This window comes from Amycolatopsis sp. lyj-346 (assembly GCF_046548975.1).
In the GTDB taxonomy this organism is placed as follows: Bacteria; Actinomycetota; Actinomycetes; order Mycobacteriales; family Pseudonocardiaceae; genus Amycolatopsis.
Window position 1 is genome coordinate 246,198 of the sequence record NZ_JAJPWT010000012.1, and the last position, 17,173, is coordinate 263,370.

At 72.9% G+C, this 17,173-nt stretch carries 14 protein-coding genes; 2 read left to right on the plus strand and 12 right to left on the minus strand.

Annotation, left to right across the window (positions count from 1 at the left end):
* Nucleotides 1–154: 154 nt before the first annotated feature.
* The 4 genes from ACLJQE_RS31130 to nadA all read right to left on the minus strand — a co-directional run bounded on the left by ACLJQE_RS31130 (nt 155) and on the right by nadA (nt 4,932).
* Nucleotides 155–1,315 carry a S8 family serine peptidase gene (locus tag ACLJQE_RS31130; protein WP_410643077.1) on the minus strand — a complete coding sequence of 387 codons (1,161 nt, stop codon included), beginning with the start codon at nt 1,313–1,315 and terminating at the stop codon, nt 155–157.
* A 76-nt stretch (nt 1,316–1,391) separates the two neighbouring features.
* Nucleotides 1,392–2,285, minus strand: coding sequence for a carboxylating nicotinate-nucleotide diphosphorylase (nadC, locus tag ACLJQE_RS31135; protein ID WP_410643078.1), 894 nt, complete (start codon nt 2,283–2,285; stop codon nt 1,392–1,394).
* Nucleotides 2,282–3,925 carry an L-aspartate oxidase gene (locus ACLJQE_RS31140; RefSeq protein ID WP_410643079.1) on the minus strand — a complete coding sequence of 548 codons (1,644 nt, stop codon included), beginning with the start codon at nt 3,923–3,925 and terminating at the stop codon, nt 2,282–2,284. Before ACLJQE_RS31140 ends, nadC begins: the two co-directional genes overlap by 4 nt.
* The gene (nadA, locus tag ACLJQE_RS31145; protein ID WP_410643080.1) at nt 3,922–4,932 is read right to left on the minus strand and encodes a quinolinate synthase NadA; all 1,011 of its coding nucleotides are present in this window, start codon (nt 4,930–4,932) and stop codon (nt 3,922–3,924) included. The genes ACLJQE_RS31140 and nadA overlap by 4 nt, the downstream gene beginning before the upstream one ends.
* 112 nt (nt 4,933–5,044) lie before the next feature.
* Between nadA and ACLJQE_RS31150 the strand changes: the two genes are divergently transcribed.
* Together ACLJQE_RS31150 and ACLJQE_RS31155 are read left to right on the plus strand one after the other, a co-directional pair.
* Nucleotides 5,045–5,677 (plus strand): NUDIX hydrolase, encoded by a 633-nt coding sequence (locus ACLJQE_RS31150; RefSeq protein ID WP_410643081.1) that lies wholly within the window; start codon nt 5,045–5,047, stop codon nt 5,675–5,677.
* A gap of 50 nt (nt 5,678–5,727) precedes the next feature.
* Nucleotides 5,728–6,444, plus strand: coding sequence for an LON peptidase substrate-binding domain-containing protein (locus ACLJQE_RS31155; protein WP_410643082.1), 717 nt, complete (start codon nt 5,728–5,730; stop codon nt 6,442–6,444).
* A 253-nt stretch (nt 6,445–6,697) separates the two neighbouring features.
* On the opposite strand, the gene ACLJQE_RS31160 is transcribed toward ACLJQE_RS31155, so the two are convergent.
* From ACLJQE_RS31160 to ACLJQE_RS31195, 8 genes are all read right to left on the minus strand, one after another.
* A complete protein-coding gene (locus ACLJQE_RS31160; protein ID WP_410643083.1) occupies nt 6,698–7,732 on the minus strand; it encodes a M48 family metallopeptidase in 1,035 nt (344 codons plus the stop codon).
* Nucleotides 7,733–7,786: 54 nt separating this feature from the next.
* A complete protein-coding gene (locus tag ACLJQE_RS31165) occupies nt 7,787–8,383 on the minus strand; it encodes a DUF2567 domain-containing protein (RefSeq protein WP_410643084.1) in 597 nt (198 codons plus the stop codon).
* Nucleotides 8,384–8,560: 177 nt separating this feature from the next.
* A complete protein-coding gene (locus ACLJQE_RS31170; protein WP_410643085.1) occupies nt 8,561–8,767 on the minus strand; it encodes a hypothetical protein in 207 nt (68 codons plus the stop codon).
* On the minus strand, nt 8,754–9,743 hold the full coding sequence (bioB, locus tag ACLJQE_RS31175; RefSeq protein ID WP_410643154.1) for a biotin synthase BioB: 990 nt from the start codon (nt 9,741–9,743) through the stop codon (nt 8,754–8,756). The genes ACLJQE_RS31170 and bioB overlap by 14 nt, the downstream gene beginning before the upstream one ends.
* A 165-nt stretch (nt 9,744–9,908) precedes the next feature.
* Complete coding sequence (gene bioD, locus ACLJQE_RS31180; protein ID WP_410643155.1) at nt 9,909–10,628, minus strand: dethiobiotin synthase; 720 nt, start codon at nt 10,626–10,628, stop codon at nt 9,909–9,911.
* 223 nt (nt 10,629–10,851) lie between these two features.
* Nucleotides 10,852–13,035 (minus strand): SulP family inorganic anion transporter, encoded by a 2,184-nt coding sequence (locus ACLJQE_RS31185; RefSeq protein WP_410643086.1) that lies wholly within the window; start codon nt 13,033–13,035, stop codon nt 10,852–10,854.
* A gap of 336 nt (nt 13,036–13,371) precedes the next feature.
* Nucleotides 13,372–15,603 carry a bifunctional SulP family inorganic anion transporter/carbonic anhydrase gene (locus ACLJQE_RS31190; protein WP_410643087.1) on the minus strand — a complete coding sequence of 744 codons (2,232 nt, stop codon included), beginning with the start codon at nt 15,601–15,603 and terminating at the stop codon, nt 13,372–13,374.
* Between the two features lie 207 nt (nt 15,604–15,810).
* Nucleotides 15,811–17,091 carry an adenosylmethionine--8-amino-7-oxononanoate transaminase gene (locus ACLJQE_RS31195; protein WP_410643088.1) on the minus strand — a complete coding sequence of 427 codons (1,281 nt, stop codon included), beginning with the start codon at nt 17,089–17,091 and terminating at the stop codon, nt 15,811–15,813.
* Nucleotides 17,092–17,173 lie beyond the last annotated feature (82 nt).

Below are 17,173 nucleotides of genomic sequence, written 5' to 3' on the forward strand. Positions count from 1 at the left end.
CGCGAGTCGACCCTCCAGGTACGCGAGTCGACCGTCCAGGTACGCGAGTTCGCCGTTCCGGTACCCGAATCCTGCGTGTCCGGAGGCGGAACTCGCGTGATTCGGCCCGGAACTCGCGTGATCGAGGCCGGAACTCGCGCACCCGGAGGGTCGGTTACGGGGTGAAGCGGGCGGGGCGCCAGCCTCGGCCGCGGGCGCGGCGGACGGCCGCCACCGTCACACCGGCGGCCGCGGCCAGTGCCACGCCCGCCAGGGCGATCGTGCCCGCCGTGACGTCCGGCCGGTGGGGTGCCGGGGCCGCGGCCGGGACCACGACGGGAGCCGAGGCCGCCGGCGGAACCGCGCCGGGCGGTGCGACGTCGGCAGGCAGGGTCGACGACACCGCCGCGTAGGCGTCCAGGACGCCCCAGCCCAGCCGCGGGTCGTGGCCGCCGGACGGCGGCCGGTGGGCCGTCAGCGTCAAGCGCGTGACGACCTGGTCCCCGGACAGCTCCGGGTGGTACGCCCGCACGAGAGCCGCGACGCCGGCGACGTACGCCGCCGCGAGGCTCGGGTCGGTCACCGGCCAGCGGTGCGCCACCGCGCCGCCCGCCCCCGCCGACGTGCTCACCAGGTCCGCGCCGGGCGCCGCGACGCCGACGTGGTCGCCCGCCTCCGTCTGCACCGGCTCGCCCGCGGTGTTCACCGACCCGACGGCCAAGACCCCGGACGTCGCCGTCGGGTACGTCCGCGCGCCCTGCTGGGTCGCCGAGGCCGCCGAGACGACCACCGCCCCCGCCGAGCGCGCCCGCGCGACCGCCCCCGACAGCGCCGGGCTGTCGGCCACCGCGGGCACGGCGACCAGGATGACGCCCGCCCGCCGGTCCACGGCCCGGTCGATCGCCTCGGCCAGCTCGCCCGGGTCACCGCCGTCGCCGGTGGTGTACCGGATCGGCAGCAGCCGCACGCCGGGCGCGACGCCGGCGAACGACGTCGCCGGGTCCGGCTGTGCGCCCACGATCCCGGCCGCGATGGTGCCGCGGCCGTCGCAGTCGGTGCGCTCGGTGCCGGCGCCGCCTTCGAGCTGAGCGGGGCCGAACTGCGAGTTCTGCCCGTCGACGCCGGTGCCGATCACGGCCACCAGCTGGCCGTCGCCCCGCGTCAGCGGCCACAGCCGCGCCGGGTCGACCAGGCGCTGGCCCCACGGGACTTCACCGGCGTAGGTGCCGGACGGGTTCGCGCACCCCTGTGCCGAAGCGGCCGGCGCGCCGAAGAAGAGACCCGAGGCCGCCACGAGGCCCGCCACCGCAAGCACCGCCGGTAACCGCACCCGCATCCCCCGCACCCCCGAAGCCGAAAGACGGTGGCGGAAAAGGAATTCCGCCACCGCCAGTCTAGCCCGGAACGACCCTTCAGCGAAGGTCCATGCCCAGATCCAACGCCGGCGAGGAATGGGTCAGCCCGCCCACCGACAGATAGTCCACACCGGACTCCGCGTAGGCCCTACCACGGTCGAGGGTGAGCCCACCAGAGGATTCCAGCCGCGTCTTCGGGGAGACTTCGTCGCGGCGGGCCACCGCCCGGCGGCACTCCTCCGGCGTGAAGTTGTCCAGCAGCACCTCGTCCGCCCCCGCGGCCAGCGCTTCCTCCAGCTGCGCCGGCGTGTCGACCTCGACCTCGCAGGCCAGTTCCGGCGCGTGCGCCCGGGCCGCGGCCAGCGCGGCCGTCACGGACCCCGCGGCGACGACGTGGTTGTCCTTGATCAGCACCGCGTCGCCGAGGCCCAGCCGGTGGTTGACCCCGCCACCGCAGCGGACGGCGTACTTCTGCAGCAGCCGCAGCCCCGGCAACGTCTTGCGGGAGTCGCGGATCGCACACCCGGTGCCGTCCACTTCGGACACCCAGGCGGCGGTCGCGGTGGCGACGCCGGAAAGGTGGCACAGCAGGTTCAGTGCCGTGCGCTCGGCGGTGAGCAGCCCGCGGACCGGCCCGGCCAGCACCAGCGCGGGCTCCCCCGCGACCAGCCGCTCCCCGTCCTCGCGCCGGGCGAGGACCTCGTAGTCCGCGCCCAGCACCATGTCGAACACCGCGAGCGCCACCGGCAGCCCGGCGACCACGCCGTCGACGCGCGGGGTCAGCTCGGCGACCGACACCGCCGCGGCGGGCACGGTCGACGCCGTCGTCGCGTCCGGCCCGTACCGCAGGTCCTCGCCCAGCGCCGTGGCCACCACACGCTCGACGTCGTCGACGTCGAGCCCGGAAGCCGCGATCAGCCGACGGACGCCTTCGGAGATCGGGAAGGTCATGCCACGCCCTCCAGGGGAATCGGGTCGGCCAGCACGGGCTGGCCGGACGGGCTGAGCCGGATGTGCTGGCTGCGCCGCCAGCCGTCGTCGCGCCCCGGGAAGTCGGACCGCACGTGGCAGCCCCGCGACTCGGTGCGCCGGACGGCCGCGGTGAGCAACGCCTGCGCCACCACGGTCAGCGCCGCGTCCTCGACCGCCGCGTGCGTCCACAACGGAGTGTCCGAAAGCGACAGATCCAGTACCGAACCGGCCGCCGCCAGCCCGTCGGCGTCGCGGCCGATGGCCGCGTACCGGCTCATCACGCGCTGCAGGGAGTCGCGGTCCGCCGCCGGCGCGGTGGTCCACGACGGCAGGCGTCCCCGCGCGGGATCGGCCAGCAGCCCGGCCGCGAGGTCCGCCGCGACGGCCTCGGCGACGCGCTGCCCGACGACCAGGCCTTCGAGCAGGCTGTTGGACGCCAGCCGGTTCGCGCCGTGCAGCCCGGTCCGCGCGACCTCGCCTGCCGCATACAGCCCGGCCACCGACGATCGTCCGTCCACAGTGGTCACGACGCCGCCGCACGAGAAGTGCGCCGCCGGGGTGACCGGGATCGGGTCCACGGCGGGGTCGAGGCCCAGCGCCGCACACGCCGCGAACACCGTCGGGAACCGCTGCGCGAACCCCGCGATCGACGTCGCGTCGAGGAAGACGTGGTCGTCGACGCCGCCCGGAGCCGTCGCCATCCGGCGGGTGATCGCCGCCGAGACGACGTCACGCGGGGCGAGGTCGCCGAGCGGGTGCACGCCCCGCATCACCGGCAGGCCGGCGCCGTCGACCAGCGTCGCGCCCTCGCCGCGCACCGCTTCGGTGACCAGCGGGCAGCGGCCACGCGCGCCCGGGGTGTAGAGCACGGTCGGGTGGAACTGCACGAATTCGATGTCCGCCACGGTCGCCCCGGCCCGCAGCGCGAGGGCGAGCCCGTCGCCGGTGGCGATCTCCGGGTTCGACGTCGCCTGGTAGAGCTGCCCGATCCCGCCGCTGGCCACCAGCACGGCCGAAGCGCGGACGACGCCGGGCACGCCGTGGCGGTCCAGCACCGTGACGCCGGCGACCCGCCCGCCGGGCGTGCGCAGCGCGTCGACGGCGATGTGGTGCTCCAGCACCGGCACCCCCGCCTGCCCGGCCTGCGCGACCAGGGCGCGTTCGACCTCGGCGCCGGTCGCGTCGCCACCCGCGTGGATCACGCGGAACGCGCTGTGCCCGCCCTCGCGGGTCCGCGCGAGCAACCCGGTGGCCGCGGCGTCGAACCGCGCGCCGTCGGCCCGCAGCCGGGCGACCGCGGCCGGCCCGCCGTCGAGGATCGACCGCGCCGCGACCTCGTCGCACAGGCCGGCGCCCGCGGTGAACGTGTCCTCCGCGTGCCGGTCGACCGAGTCGTCGAGGTCGTGCTCGTTCTCCAGGACCACGGCGACGCCGCCCTGCGCCCAGCGCGTGTTGCCGTCCGCGACCGCGGCCTTGGTGACCACCAGCACGTGCAGCCCGAGGGCCTGGGCCCGCAGCGCCGCGGTCAGCCCCGCGACGCCGCTGCCGATCACGACCAGGTCGGCGCGGGCCTCCCAGACCGGGGTTTTCGCCCGTGGGTCACTAACCGGCGGTGTCATTCGCCGCCGCCGGGCTGCCCGATCTCGATCATCCGCTGCACCGAAGCGCGGGCGGCCACGGCAACGTCGAGATCGACGTGCACCTCGTCGAGCCCGTCACGCAGGCAGCGCAGCAGCGCCGCGGGCGTGATCATCTTCATGTACCGGCAGGACGCGCGGTCGTTCACCGCGCGGAAGTCGATGCCCGGCGCGGCCTTGCGGAGCTGGTGGATCATGCCGATCTCGGTGGCCACCAGCACGGTCTTGGCCTTGGTGTCGCGGGCCTCGTGGACCATGTCGCCGGTGGAGAGGATCTTGACCCGGTCCGGCGCCACGGCACCCTCGCCCGCCAGGTAGAGCGCCGAGGTCGCGCAGCCGCATTCGGGGTGGATGAACAGGTCGGCGTCCGGCTCCTCGGCCGCGCGCTCGGCCAGCTCGGCGCCGTTGATGCCCGCGTGGACGTGGCACTCCCCGGCCCAGATGTGCATGTTCTCCCGGCCGGTGACGCGCTTGACGTGCGCGCCGAGGAACTGGTCCGGCAGGAAGAGAACCTCCTGGTCGGCGGGGATGGAGGCGACGACGTCGACGGCGTTCGAGGACGTGCAGCAGATGTCGGTTTCGGCCTTCACCTCGGCCGTGGTGTTGACGTAGGAGACGACCACCGCGCCCGGGTGCTCGGCCTTCCAGGCGCGCAGCTCGGCGCCGGTGATCGAGTCGGCCAGCGAGCAGCCGGCGCGCGCGTCCGGGATCAGGACGGTCTTCTCCGGCGAAAGGATCTTCGCGGTCTCGGCCATGAAGTGGACGCCGCAGAAGACGATGGTGGACGCGTCGCTGCTCGCCGCGATGCGGCTGAGCGCGAGGGAGTCGCCGGTGTGGTCGGCGATGTCCTGGATCTCCGGGACCTGGTAGTTGTGCGCGAGCAGGACCGCGTCGCGCTGCTTCGCCAGGCGCCGCACCTCCTCGGCCCAAGCCGCGTTCGCCTCGACCCCGCCGTAGGGGGTGAGGTCCTGTTCGAGCGTCGAAGTCATGCTGGCCCTCCTGGACCTGTCTCCGGTTTTCGCCTTATAATCGAAAACCGTGCGAAGTCATCTTAACACCCAGGCCCCCCTGGCCCACGAGGTTTTGGGCGCGGTCCTTCAAGTGCGCTCGGACACACTGCGGGTGCTGCTGTGGCGGCGCGCGCTCGACCCGCACCTCGGCCGCTGGTCGCTCCCGGGCGGGCGGCTGCGGCCCGACGAGGACGTCGAGGCGTCGATCCGGCGCCAGCTCGCCGAGAAGGTCGACGTCCGCCAGCTCAAGCACGTCGAGCAGCTCGCCGTGTTCAGCGCCCCGGACCGGGTGCCGGGGCCGCGCGTGGTGGCGACGGCGTTCCTCGGCCTGGTCCCGTCCGATGTCGACCCCGAGGTGCCCGAGGACACCGAGTGGCACGCGGTCGCGCAGCTCCCGCGCACGGCGTTCGACCACGAGGCGATCGTGCTGCGCGCCCGCGACCGGCTGCGGTCGAAGCTTTCGTACACCAACCTCGGGTTCGCGCTGGCGCCCGACCGGTTCACGATTTCCGCGCTGCGCGGCCTGTATTCGGCGGCGCTGGGCTACCGCGTTTCGGCGACCAACCTGCAGCGGGTGCTGTCCCGGCGCGGACTGCTGGTGCCCACCGGCGACACGGCCGCACCGGGCCGCTCGGGCGGACGTCCGGCGGCGCTGTTCTCCTTCGCCGGCAAGGGCATGCAGATCACCGATCCGTTCGCGGTGTTCAAGCCGCCCAGCCGGTGACCGCCGGTCGTCACCGCGCGGTGGCGGCGTTCTACCCGTACGGTGGACGCGTGACCGAGCCGGAATCGGAAAGTGACGCGACGACGACGATCCTGCCGTTGTTCCCGCTTCAAACCGTGCTGCTGCCCGGCACCAAGCTCCCGCTGCACATCTTCGAGCCGCGGTACCGGCAGCTGACGGCGGACCTGGTGGGCGGCACGGTGCCGGGCCGCGAGTTCGGCGTCGTCGCGCTGCGGTCGTCACTGACCCGCGAAGTCCGTGGTCTGGACCAGTTGTACGAGATCGGCTGCAGCACGATCCTGCGCGAGGCCAAACGCCTGCCGGACGGCCGGTTCGACGTGGTGACCCAGGCTCAGCGCCGCTTCCGCCTGCGCGAGCTCGACTGCGTTTCGGCCCCGTACCTGATCGCCTCGGTGGAGTGGGTCGACGACGACCCGGCGGCCCCGGCGGGCGACATGGCCGAGCGCCTGGCCACGGTCGCCCGCACCGCGCACCGCAAGTACTGCGAAACGGCCTGGCGCAGCGACGACTGGAACACCCCGGACCCGGACACGACGATCGCCGAGCTGGCCTACGTGCTCGCGGCGGACTGCCTCCTCCCCCTGGAGGACCGCCAGCGGCTCCTGGAGGAACGCCACCCCCTGCGGCGGCTGCGCATCGCCTGCCGCCTGCTGACGCGCGAGGCGGGCTTCCTGAACACGCTGGGCGCGGTGCCCCTGCCACCGGGCGAGCTGACCGACCTGAGCCGGCCGGCCAGCCTGAACTGACCCCAGCCTTCCCCGGCAGGAGTCTTTTGGCCTGGCGGCAAATCACCAGCGGCAGCCGCCACAGCCACACCGCCCGCAACACCCCGAGCCCTCAGCGTGCCGGCCAGTTCGAAACCGACCCCAGCCCCACAGAACAAGCCCCACCCATCCCTGGGGGCTGACCCCGGTCCAGTCTATCGGCCCACCCCGACGAAACCGGGGACCAAGCGGCAATCCGGCGAAGTTGTCCACAGCCGGGAACACTTGTGGACGATCAGGCGTCCGCGCCGTTCCCGGTGCCGAACTTGTTCCACACCTTGCCCGCCGCGCCCGAAACCGCCTCGCCGACGTCGCTGAACACCTTCGTCAGCGGGTCCGTCGACGAGTTCCACGATTCCTTGTACGACTGCGCCGCCGACTTCAGGTCGTCCTTCCAGTCCGATCCCGGGGTGCCGGACTCCCGGCGCGCGTAGTCGCCGGCCAGGATCGCGCGGTACTCCGCCGATGCCGCCCACTTCTGCAGCTGGGCCGCGCGGACCACCGCGAACGGGTGCGACTCCGTCTCGACCGACTTGAGCTTGAGGAAGCTGTCGCGGATGTCCTCGACCGACTCGTACTCCGCCGCCTGCTGCAGGAACGACGGGACGTCGATGCGGGCCGGGTCGATGCCGCCCGCCACCTGGATCTGGGCGCGCAGCGCGGCCGTCGGGTCCTGGCTGCACAGCAGGCCGGCGCGGTCGCACGACAGCTCGGCCTTGCGGAACCACTCGCGCAGCGCCGCGATGACCGCCCGGATGCCGAGCGCGCTGACCGGCGTCCACGACATCGCCGGCTGCAGGCCGATCAGGCGCACCATGATCGTGCGGTGGACCGCGTGCCCGGACAGCACGTGCCCCATCTCGTGGCCGAGCACGAACCGCAGGGACTCCTGGCTCATCAGCTCGACGAGCCCGGTGCTGATGCGGATGAACGGCTCGTCCATGCCGACCGCCTCCGCCCGGATCCCCGGATCCTGGAAGACGAACAGGTTCGGCACCGCAGGCAGGTCCAGCGTCTCGGCACATTCGTGGCGCAGCCGGTCGAGCTCCGGGTACTGCTTCGGCCCGACGCGGATCGACGACGCCAGCGCCATCAGCCGCTCGCCGCGCTCGTTGTAGAAGCCCGAAACGGCCTTGACGACCTGGGCGAAGCCGGGCACCGCGCGCAGCGTGGCGAGCGCGCCGCGGTCCACCGGGTGCTCGTACGCGCGCGGGCTGATGCCGGGAAAGCGAACGGCGTTGTGCCGCGAAGCCTCGATGTCCTCGGTCACTGCTGGAACCCCCCTGTAGTCGAGGTCGCCAGCCTAGGGGAAATCGCCTCAGCCTCAGCCGAGACGGCGACCGAGGTCGTCGCGCCCGTTCCAGGTCGCCAGCAGGCTGTAGGCGATCGACACGCCGAGCGGGCCGGTCAGCAGCACCCACCACGACTCCAGGCGCGGTGCCAGCTCGATCACCGCGCCCAGCGCGGGCGGGGTGGAGATGGCGTAGTGGCTGTTCGCCCAGGTGGGCCCGAGCAGCATGGCGAGCGCACCGGCGAGCGCGACGCCGAGCACCGCGGCGAGGAACACCACCGGCCCGCGCCGTTCGCGCAGCAGCCAGACGACGACACCGACGACGATCCCCAGCCCCAGCGTGAGGAACCCGAAGACGGCCAGGTCGTCGAAGCGGTGCCAGCTCTCCAGCTCCAGTGCGCCCTGGGCGCCGTCGGCGGCGACGATGCGCACCCGCTCCGGGGGCGCGAGCCGCGACCACGCGAAGGCGAGCGGGAAGCTCAGCACGGTGAGGATGCCGAGGACGCTGACGGCGGGCAGCAGGTCGGCCTTCACGACGACACGCGGCCGCCGCTCCCGGAACAGCACGGGCACGGACCACGGGCCGGCGACGGCCGACGGCCGGTGCGCGGGCCCCGACGACTCACTCACCCCGGACTCCCTCCTGCTGCGCGTTGCCACCGAGGGTAACCGGTCGGTGCGGCGGCGCGGTGAGGCGCTCGCCGTGTCGGCCTCGCGGGCCGTTGTGGACGATCTGGTTCGTTACCCTCGGCCCTCGTCGCCGGGCAGCGGCGGCAGCCGTAATGAACGATCCGGTTCGTCAAAGCTTCAGCGGCTCGCCGTCTCGCCGTGCCGGCTGCAGCGGGCCGTCCAGCCGAGCGGGCTGACCTGGACCACCAAGCGGCGCGCGCAGAACGTGCAGTACCGCGGCGGCTCCAGCGCCGTCCGGGGGTTGTGGCACGCCGGGTGGTCCGTCCCACCCGACGTCGGCTGTCCACAGTGGACACAGAAGGCGGGTGCGTCAGAGGCTGTCACTGAGGGCCTTGATGGGCATCTTGAGCTCGTCCAGCATCTCCAGGTCCGCCGAAGCCGGGCGGCCCAGGTTGGTCAGGTAGTTGCCGACGATGATCGCGTTGATCCCGCCGAGCATGCCCTGCTCCGCGCCGAGGTCGCCGAGGGTCAGCTCGCGGCCGCCGGCGAAGCGCAGCATCGTGCGCGGCATCGCGAGCCGGAACGCCGCGACCGTCCGCAGGGCGTCCTTGCCCTCGACGATTTCGTAGTGCTCGTACGGCGTGCCCGGCTGCGGGATAAGGAAGTTCATCGGCACCTCGTGCGGGTTCAGCTCGGCCAGCTGCACGGCGAACTCCGCGCGCTGCTCGACCGTCTCCCCCATGCCGATGATGCCGCCGCAGCAGACCTCCATGCCCGCGTCGGCCACCATGCGCAGGGTGTCCCAGCGCTCTTCCCACGTGTGCGTCGTGACCACCGACGGGAAGTGCGAGCGGGCCGTCTCGAGGTTGTGGTTGTAGCGGTGGACACCCATGTCGACGAGCTCGTCGACCTGCTCCTGCGTCAGCATGCCCAGCGAGCAGGCGATCTGGATGTCGTTGCCGTCCTCGCGGATGGCCTTCACGCCTTCGCGGACCTGCGAGAGCAGCCGCTTGTCCGGGCCGCGGACGGCGGCGACGATGCAGAACTCCGTCGCGCCGGTTTCAGCGGTCTGCCGGGCGGCCTTGACCAGGTTCGGGATGTCGAGCCACGCCGAGCGCACCGGCGTCGGGAAGCGGCCGGACTGGGAGCAGAAGTGGCAGTCCTCGGGGCAGCCGCCGGTCTTCAGGCTGATGATGCCCTCGACCTCGACCTCGGGCCCGCACCAGCGCATCCGCACCTCGTGCGCCAGTGCGAGGAGGTCGGGCAGCCGGTCGTCGGGCAGCCGGAGCACGTCGAGGACCTGTTGCTGCCCGAGGCCGACGCCGTTTTCGAGGACCTGCTCGCGCGCGAGGGCGAGCACGCTTTCCGGGGGCTCCGGGTGGCGGAGCCCCCGGCCCGGGGTGGAGCCCCGGTTGTCACTGACATCGGTGTCCGGGACTGCGGTCACGGCGGCTCCTTGATCGAGGTGGTGCGGCAAGCGTCCCTCATCGTGCACGAAGGCGCGTCGAGGGGACAGCGATGCAGGTCACTTCCCGGCGGAAGCGCAACCGGCGAAAAGTTCCGGGTCGAATTCGCCGCCGAACCACGGCGAGAGCCCGGCCCGCGCCGCGGTCAGGAAGTCCTCGCGGGAGGCCTGGCCGATGTCCGCGGGGAGCACGCCGAGGAGGGGCGCACCGGCCGCGACCGGCAGGTCTTCGAGGTTGGACAGCGCCGCGAGGTCCGGTTCGGCAGGCCAGGCTCCGATGATCACGCCGGCGACGGTCAGCCCGCGCTTGGTGGCGACCTCGGCGGTGAGCGCGGTGGCGTTGAGCGTCCCGAGGCCGGCCTCGGCCACGATGATCACGAGCGAGCCGAGCGACCAGGCGACGTCGGCGAGGCTCGCGCCGGTGCCGTCGAAGCGCACCAGGAGTCCCCCGGCGCCCTCGATGAGGGTCAGGTCGTGCGCGGTGTCGAGGTCGGACGCGGCCTGGGCGATTTCCCCGGGATCGAGCGTGGGCAGCCCGCTGCGCCGGGCGGCGGCCTCCGGGGAGAGCGGATCGGGGTAGCGCCGCAGTTCGCGCGTGGTGACGTCCGGCCCGGCGAGGCGCAGGACGTCTTGCAGATCACCGGGCTCATCGGGCCGCACACCGGTCTGGGCCGGCTTCAGCACGGCCACCCGCTGCCCGCCGGCCACCGCGAGGGCCGCGATCGCCGCCGTGGTGATCGTCTTGCCGACCCCGGTCCCGGTCCCCGTCATCACCAGCATGGTCACGGGCCATCAACTTAGTGACTCCGGGCCCGGCCGCGCACGCGGGCCGTGGTCAGAGTCGCGCCGACCCCCGAAACCGGCCCCGGCTCGAACCTCAGGCAGCACGACCGGCGCGCCACGACAGCAACTGCCGGCACCAGCCATCCCGGCAGCACACAGAGCGAGCCGGGCCCGCACGGATGCGGGCCCGGCTCGAACCTCGGGTACTACGACCGGCCGGTCAGGCCCTCGATACCCCCATCGATGCCCCAGCCGATGCCCCGGCCGGCCGGAACGTTCGCTCCGACGCGTCGAACAGGTGCACCTGGGCGTCGCCGACGTGGAAGTACATGCCCGTCAGCTGCAGGTTTCCGGCCGATTCGGCCGCCGCCACCGCGGGGTACTCGCGCAGGTGGTCCAGCTGCTGGAGCACGTTGTGCAGCGCCAGCCGGTCGCCCTCGCGGTCCGGGACCGCGCCTTCCAGGGTGGCCGAGCCCAGGCGGTGCGCGCTCGGTTCCGCGTGGCGGAGCCAAGCCGCCAGCGGGCCCGGCGGCGGGCCGTCGGCCAGTGCCGCCATGGCGCCGCAGCTCGAGTGACCGCACACCACGATCTCCTCGACGCCGAGGACACCCACCGCGTACTCGATGGACGCGTTCATCGACGGGTCGGCCTGTCCCGGCGGGACCAGGTTGCCGATGTTGCGGATGGTGAACAGGTCACCCGGCCCGCTCGTCGTGATCAGGTTCGGCACGATCCGCGAGTCGCCGCAGGTGATGAACAGCGTGCGGGGGCGCTGGCCGTCGGCCAGGCCCGACAGCGTGTCGCGCAGCAGCGGCGCGGCCCGGCGGTGGAACTCCGTGGCGCCGCGGCGGGTCTGCTGGGCCGGGATGTCGACCTCCGCGGCCTGCCACTCCGACCACGGTGCCAGCCAGCGCGGTACCGCCCGGCTCGCGGCGATCCGGGACCGCGTCGGGCGGCCCGCCTTGCCCTCGCCGAACCACGGGTGGCCGACCTCGTCGACCTCCACCGTGCCGCCGGCGCGCTCGTGCGCCTGCTGCCACGTGTGCAGGCTTTCGAACGAGGCGTGGTCGAGGTAGTCGACGACCAGCTCCAGCCGCACGGTGACGCCGCCCGGGATGCCCGCGAGCACCTTCGACAGCCGCGGCACCGACAGGAACGTCAGGACGCCTTCGACGACGACGCGCCAGTCGTCACCTTCCCGTTCGACGTGGATGCCCGACCAGACCGTGCGGCGCAGCATGAGCACCACGGCCAGCCCGATGCCCGCCAGCACGCCGGTGAGCAGGTCGAACACGACGACGCCGCCGAGGGTGAGCAGGTACACCGGCAGATCGCCGTGGGCCAGCACCGTCTTCATGTGCCCGGGGTTGACCAGCTTCGCGCCGACGTGCACCAGCAGCCCGGCCAGCGCGGCCAGGGGAATGCTCTGGATCAGGCCGGCGAGCAGGACGACGAACAGCAGCACCCAGACGCCGTGCAGCACCGCCGACGCCCGGGACTTCGCCCCGGCGGTGACGTTGGTGGAGCTGCGGACGATGACGCCGGTGACGGGCAGGCCGCCGAACGCACCGGAAATCATGTTGGCCGCGCCCTGGCCGACCAGCTCGCGGTCGAGGTTGGCCCGCGGCCCGGTGTGCATCCGGTCCACCGCGACCGCCGAGAGCAGGCTCTCCACGCTGGCGATCAGCGCGATCGTGACCACGGCGAGGGCGAACCCGCCCCAGCCGCCGTCGGGCAGCTGCGGGACGAGGTGGATGTTCAGCAGGTCGCCGGGCAGTTCGACGCGCGGGAGCGTCATCCCGAACACGATCGACACCGCCGTGGCCACCGCGATCGCGGCGAGCGGCCCCGGCACCTTGCGGACGGCTTCCGGCAGCTTCGGCCAGATCAGCAGGATGGCGATGGTGGTCAGGCCGACGATGGTGGCGGCGTCGTGGTGGGCGACGATCTGGGCGGGCAGCTCGGCGATGTTCTCGACGGCCGAGCTCTGGGCCTTGCCGCCGAGGATGACGTGCAGCTGGCCGAGCACGATCGTGACGCCGATGCCGGCCAGCATGCCGTGCACGATCGCCGGCGAGATGGCCAGCGCGGCGCGTGCGATACGGCTCAGCCCCAGCAGGATCTGGCACGCGCCGGCGAGGACGGTGATCGCGCAGGTGACGGCCCACCCGAAGGTCTGGATGGTCTCGTACATGACCACGGTCAGACCGGCGGCGGGCCCGCTCACTTGGAGGGCGGAGCCACCGAGGGCGCCGGCGACGATGCCGCCGACGACGGCGGCCACCAACCCGGCGGCCACCGGGGCGCCCGATGCGAGGGCGATGCCCAGGGACAGGGGAACAGCTACGAGGAAGACGACCAGTGAGGCCGGCAGGTCGTGTCGAAGCACGGCGAGGGGTCTCATGATCTACATGCAACCGGAAATCGAGTGAAATGTCCGCTACGTTCGACCCATTCGAGTGAAACACCGCCCATATTTCACTCTTTTGTCATAAATCAGACATGCGGTTAACACGGCTGTAACACACGAAATGCCCTGTCACTTGATAGATAAAGATGGGACTACATAAGGGTTTCCGGCACGGCCGGCGAAGACGAGCGGCGTCCCGGCAAGTGTCGTGCGTAGCCGACCGGACGCGGAGCGTGATCTGACTCTCGTCCGAGGGAAAGCGCTTCCCCGAGCACGGCGAGGGGCCGCCTCCGGGCACGGCGTCCCCGGAGGCGGCCTTCGGCGGGGCGATCAGTGCTCCAGCGCCCCCGCGGCGACGAACCGGCGCGCGGCCTCATCCAAGAGGGACACCTGCGCGGCGCCGACGTCGAAGTACATCCCGGTGAGCCGCAGCGCGCCCCGCTCCAGGGCAGCCGCTACCACCGGGTAACCACGCAGGGCTTCCAGCTGCTGCACCACGTTCTGCAGCGCGAGCTGGTCGGCCTCGGCGGCCGGCCGCTCGCCGCCGAGCAGCAGCGGTGCCTCGCGGCTGCGGCGCCGGAGCGTCGCTTCGCCGTGGCGCAGCCAGCTGCCGAGCTGGTCCAGCCCGGCCGGGGCCCGGCCGAGCAGCGCCTTCATCGCGCCGCAGCCGGAGTGCCCGCACACCACGATCTCGGCGACGCCGAGCACCCCGACGGCGTACTCGATCGCCGCGCCCACCGACGAGTCGGTGCCGCCGGCCGGCGGCACGAGGTTGCCGATGTTGCGCACGGTGAACAGGTCACCCGGCCCGCTGGTGGTGATCAGGTTCGGCACGATCCGCGCGTCGCCGCAGGTGATGAACAGCGTGTGCGGCTGCTGGCCGTGCGCCAGCCCGTCCCACGTTTCGCGCAGCAGCGGCGCGGTGCGGCGCTGGAACTCCGAAGCGCCGCGGCACAGCAGCGAGCTGGCGGTGCGCTGGGCGGGCAGCCCGACGTGCTCGGCCTGCCACTGCGACCACGGCGCGAGCCACCGCGGCACGACGCGCGAGGCGACGCTGCGGCGCACGGTCGGCTTCCCCGAGCGGCCGCGGGCGAACCACGGGTGCCCGATCTCGTCGACCGTGACGCACCCGGCGTGCGCCTGCTGCCAGCCGCGCAGGCAGTCGAACGCGGCGTGGTCGAGGAAGTCGACGTGGAGCTCGAGGGTCACATCGACGTGCGGGGGCACCTCGGCGAGCACGCGGGTCAGCCGCGGCACGGACAGGAACGTCAGCGCGCCTTCGATGACGACGCGGTGGCGGCCGCCGCCGGTCTCCACGTGGATCCCCGAGAAGATCATCCGCCGCAGCATCAGCGCGAGCGCGAGCAGGACTCCCGCCGCGACGCCGGTGAGCAGGTTCACGGCCACGGCGCCGGCCAGGGTGACGGCGTACACCGGCAGGTCGCCGTGGCGCCGGACTTCCTTCAGCGCCGGGAGGTTGACCAGCTTCGTCCCGACGTACACCAGCAACGCGGCCAGCGCCGCCAGCGGGATCAGCCGCAGCACGCCGGTGAGCAGCAGGCAGGCTGCGAGGATCCAGGCGCAGTGCAGGATCGCCGACGCCCGGGTGCGCGCGCCGGCCTGCACGTTGGTCATGCTGCGCACGATGACGCCGGTGACGGGGAACCCGCCGAGCGCACCGGTGGCGACGTTCGCCGCGCCCTGCCCGATGAGTTCGCGGTCGAGGTCGGTGCGCGGGCCGCCGCGGAGCTTGTCCACCGAGACGGCGGACAGCAGGCTCTCCAGCCCGGCGATGAGCGCGATGGTGACGGCGGCGACGGCGAAGCCGCCCCAGCCGCCGTCCGGCAGCCGCGGCACGAGGTGCAAGTCGGGCAGCCCGGCCGGGAGGTCGACGCGCGACAGGGCCATCCCGGCCGCGACGGACAGGCCGGTGGCCAGCGTGACGGCGGCCAGTGGCGCGGGCACCCGGCGGACGGCCTTCGGCAGCCGCGGCCAGACCAGCAGGACGCCGAGGGTGACGACGCCGATCAGCACGGCCTGGTCGTGGTGCGCCGCGATCTGCCCCGGCAGCGCCAGGACGTTGGCGAGGGCCGAGCCCTGCGCGGAACCGCCGAGGACGACGTGCAGCTGGCCGAGCACGAGCGTGGCGCCGATGCCGGCGAGCAGGCCGTGCACGATCGCCGGCGACACGGCGAGCGCGGCGCGGGCGGCCCGGGTGAGGCCGAAGAGGATCTGGAGCAGGCCCGCGGCGACGGTGATCGCGCAGGTGACGGGCCAGCCGTGGGTGGCGATCGTGTCGGCCAGCACCACGGTGAGGGCGGCGGACGGGCCGCTGACCTGCAGCGGTGATCCGCCGAAGATGCTCGCGACCAGCCCGCCGACGACGGCGGAGATGAGCCCGGAGAGCAGCGGCGCCCCGGCGGCGAACGCCACGCCGAGGGAGAGGGGGACGGCGACGAGGAAGACGACGATCGACGCGAGGAAATCGTGCTTGAGGTTCTCCAGGTGCTCGGAGGGCTTCGGGGGTCCGGTGTCGTGCTCGCCACGAACGATCTCGATCATGGGGGCAGGATCGCCGAAACCACGGGAAAAGTCCGCTACGCAAGCATTTCTCGCGTTCGGCCGGGCACAGGACGGACCGGTCCGGCGGACCCTTCACACTTACCGCCTCCGCCGTTCGCGTGGTTTCGACCTTGGCTTGCCACGCAGCGCGACGATGAGAGACCTTCGGGTCTCGGTGTGCCGGTGGTCACACCCGATGTGCTGAAATCACGCCTTCTCGGCGACCGCGAGCATCGCCCGGGTGATCACGGCGAGGTCGTCGTCAGTCGAAACGTACGGCGGCATGGCGTACACGAGGTCCCGGAACGGCCGCAGCCAAGCGCCGTTCGCCGTGACGACGTCGGTGGCGACGGCCATGTCCACGGGGTGGTCCAGCTGCAGCACGCCGATCCCGCCCAGCACCCGCACGTCGGTGACCGCGGGCAGGTCGCGCGCCGGGGCCAGGCCGTCGAGCAGGGCCTTCTCGATCCGGGTGACATCGCGGCGCCAGCCGCCACCGGCGAGCAGGCCGAGCGAAGCGTTGGCCACGGCGGAAGCCAGCGGGTTGCCCATGAAGGTCGGCCCGTGCGCGAGAACGGGCAGCTCGCCCCGCGCGATCCCGGCGGCGACTTCCGGCGTGCACAAGGCGGCGGCCATGCTCAGGTAGCCACCGGTGAGCGCCTTGCCGACGCACAGGACGTCGGGCGTGACACCGGCGTGCCCGGCGGCGAACAGCGCACCGGTGCGCCCGAAGCCGGTCGCGATCTCGTCGAAGATCAGCAGCACGTCGTGCGCTTCGGTGAGTTCCCGCAGAGCACGCAGGTAGGCGGGGTGGTGGAACCGCATCCCGCCGGCACCCTGCACGACGGGTTCGACGATCACCGCGGCGAGTTCGTCCCGGTGCTGTTCGATTTCCGCGGCCAGTACGTCCACATAGGACTGATCGGGCGGGGTGCCGAAACCGGACGGCGGCGCGGGCACGAAGATCTGTTCGGGCAGGACACCGCGCCAGAGCGAATGCATGCCGCCCCCGGGATCGCAGACGCTCATCGGGGTGAAGGTGTCCCCGTGGTAGCCACCGCGCCAGGTGAGCAGCTTCTGTTTCCCGGTCCGCCCCCGAGAACGCTGGTACTGCAGGCACATCTTGACGGCGACCTCGACGGAGACCGAACCGGAGTCGCAGAGAAAGACGTGCTCGAGGCCGCCGGGGCTGAGATCGACCAGGGTCTTGGCGAGCGTGATGGCGGGTTCGTGGGTGAGGCCCCCGAACATGACATGGCTCATCCGCCCAGCCTGCTCGGCGAGCGCGGCATCGAGCACGGGGTGCCGGTAACCGTGGATGGCGGACCACCACGAGGACATCCCGTCGACGAGCTCGCGCCCATCGGCCAGCTTCAGCCGGACGCCGCTCGCTTCGGTGACCAGCAGGGACGGCACCTTCGCCGGCATGGGGGCGTACGGGTGCCAGACGTGCCGGGCATCGAGGGCGAGCAGGTCGGCGGAGTCCATTCGCCGACCCTACGACACGGCCCGGACCCGGTTGCCGCAGCCGACCGTCCCCGCCCGGGCACCGGTCACCCGGCGAACCGGC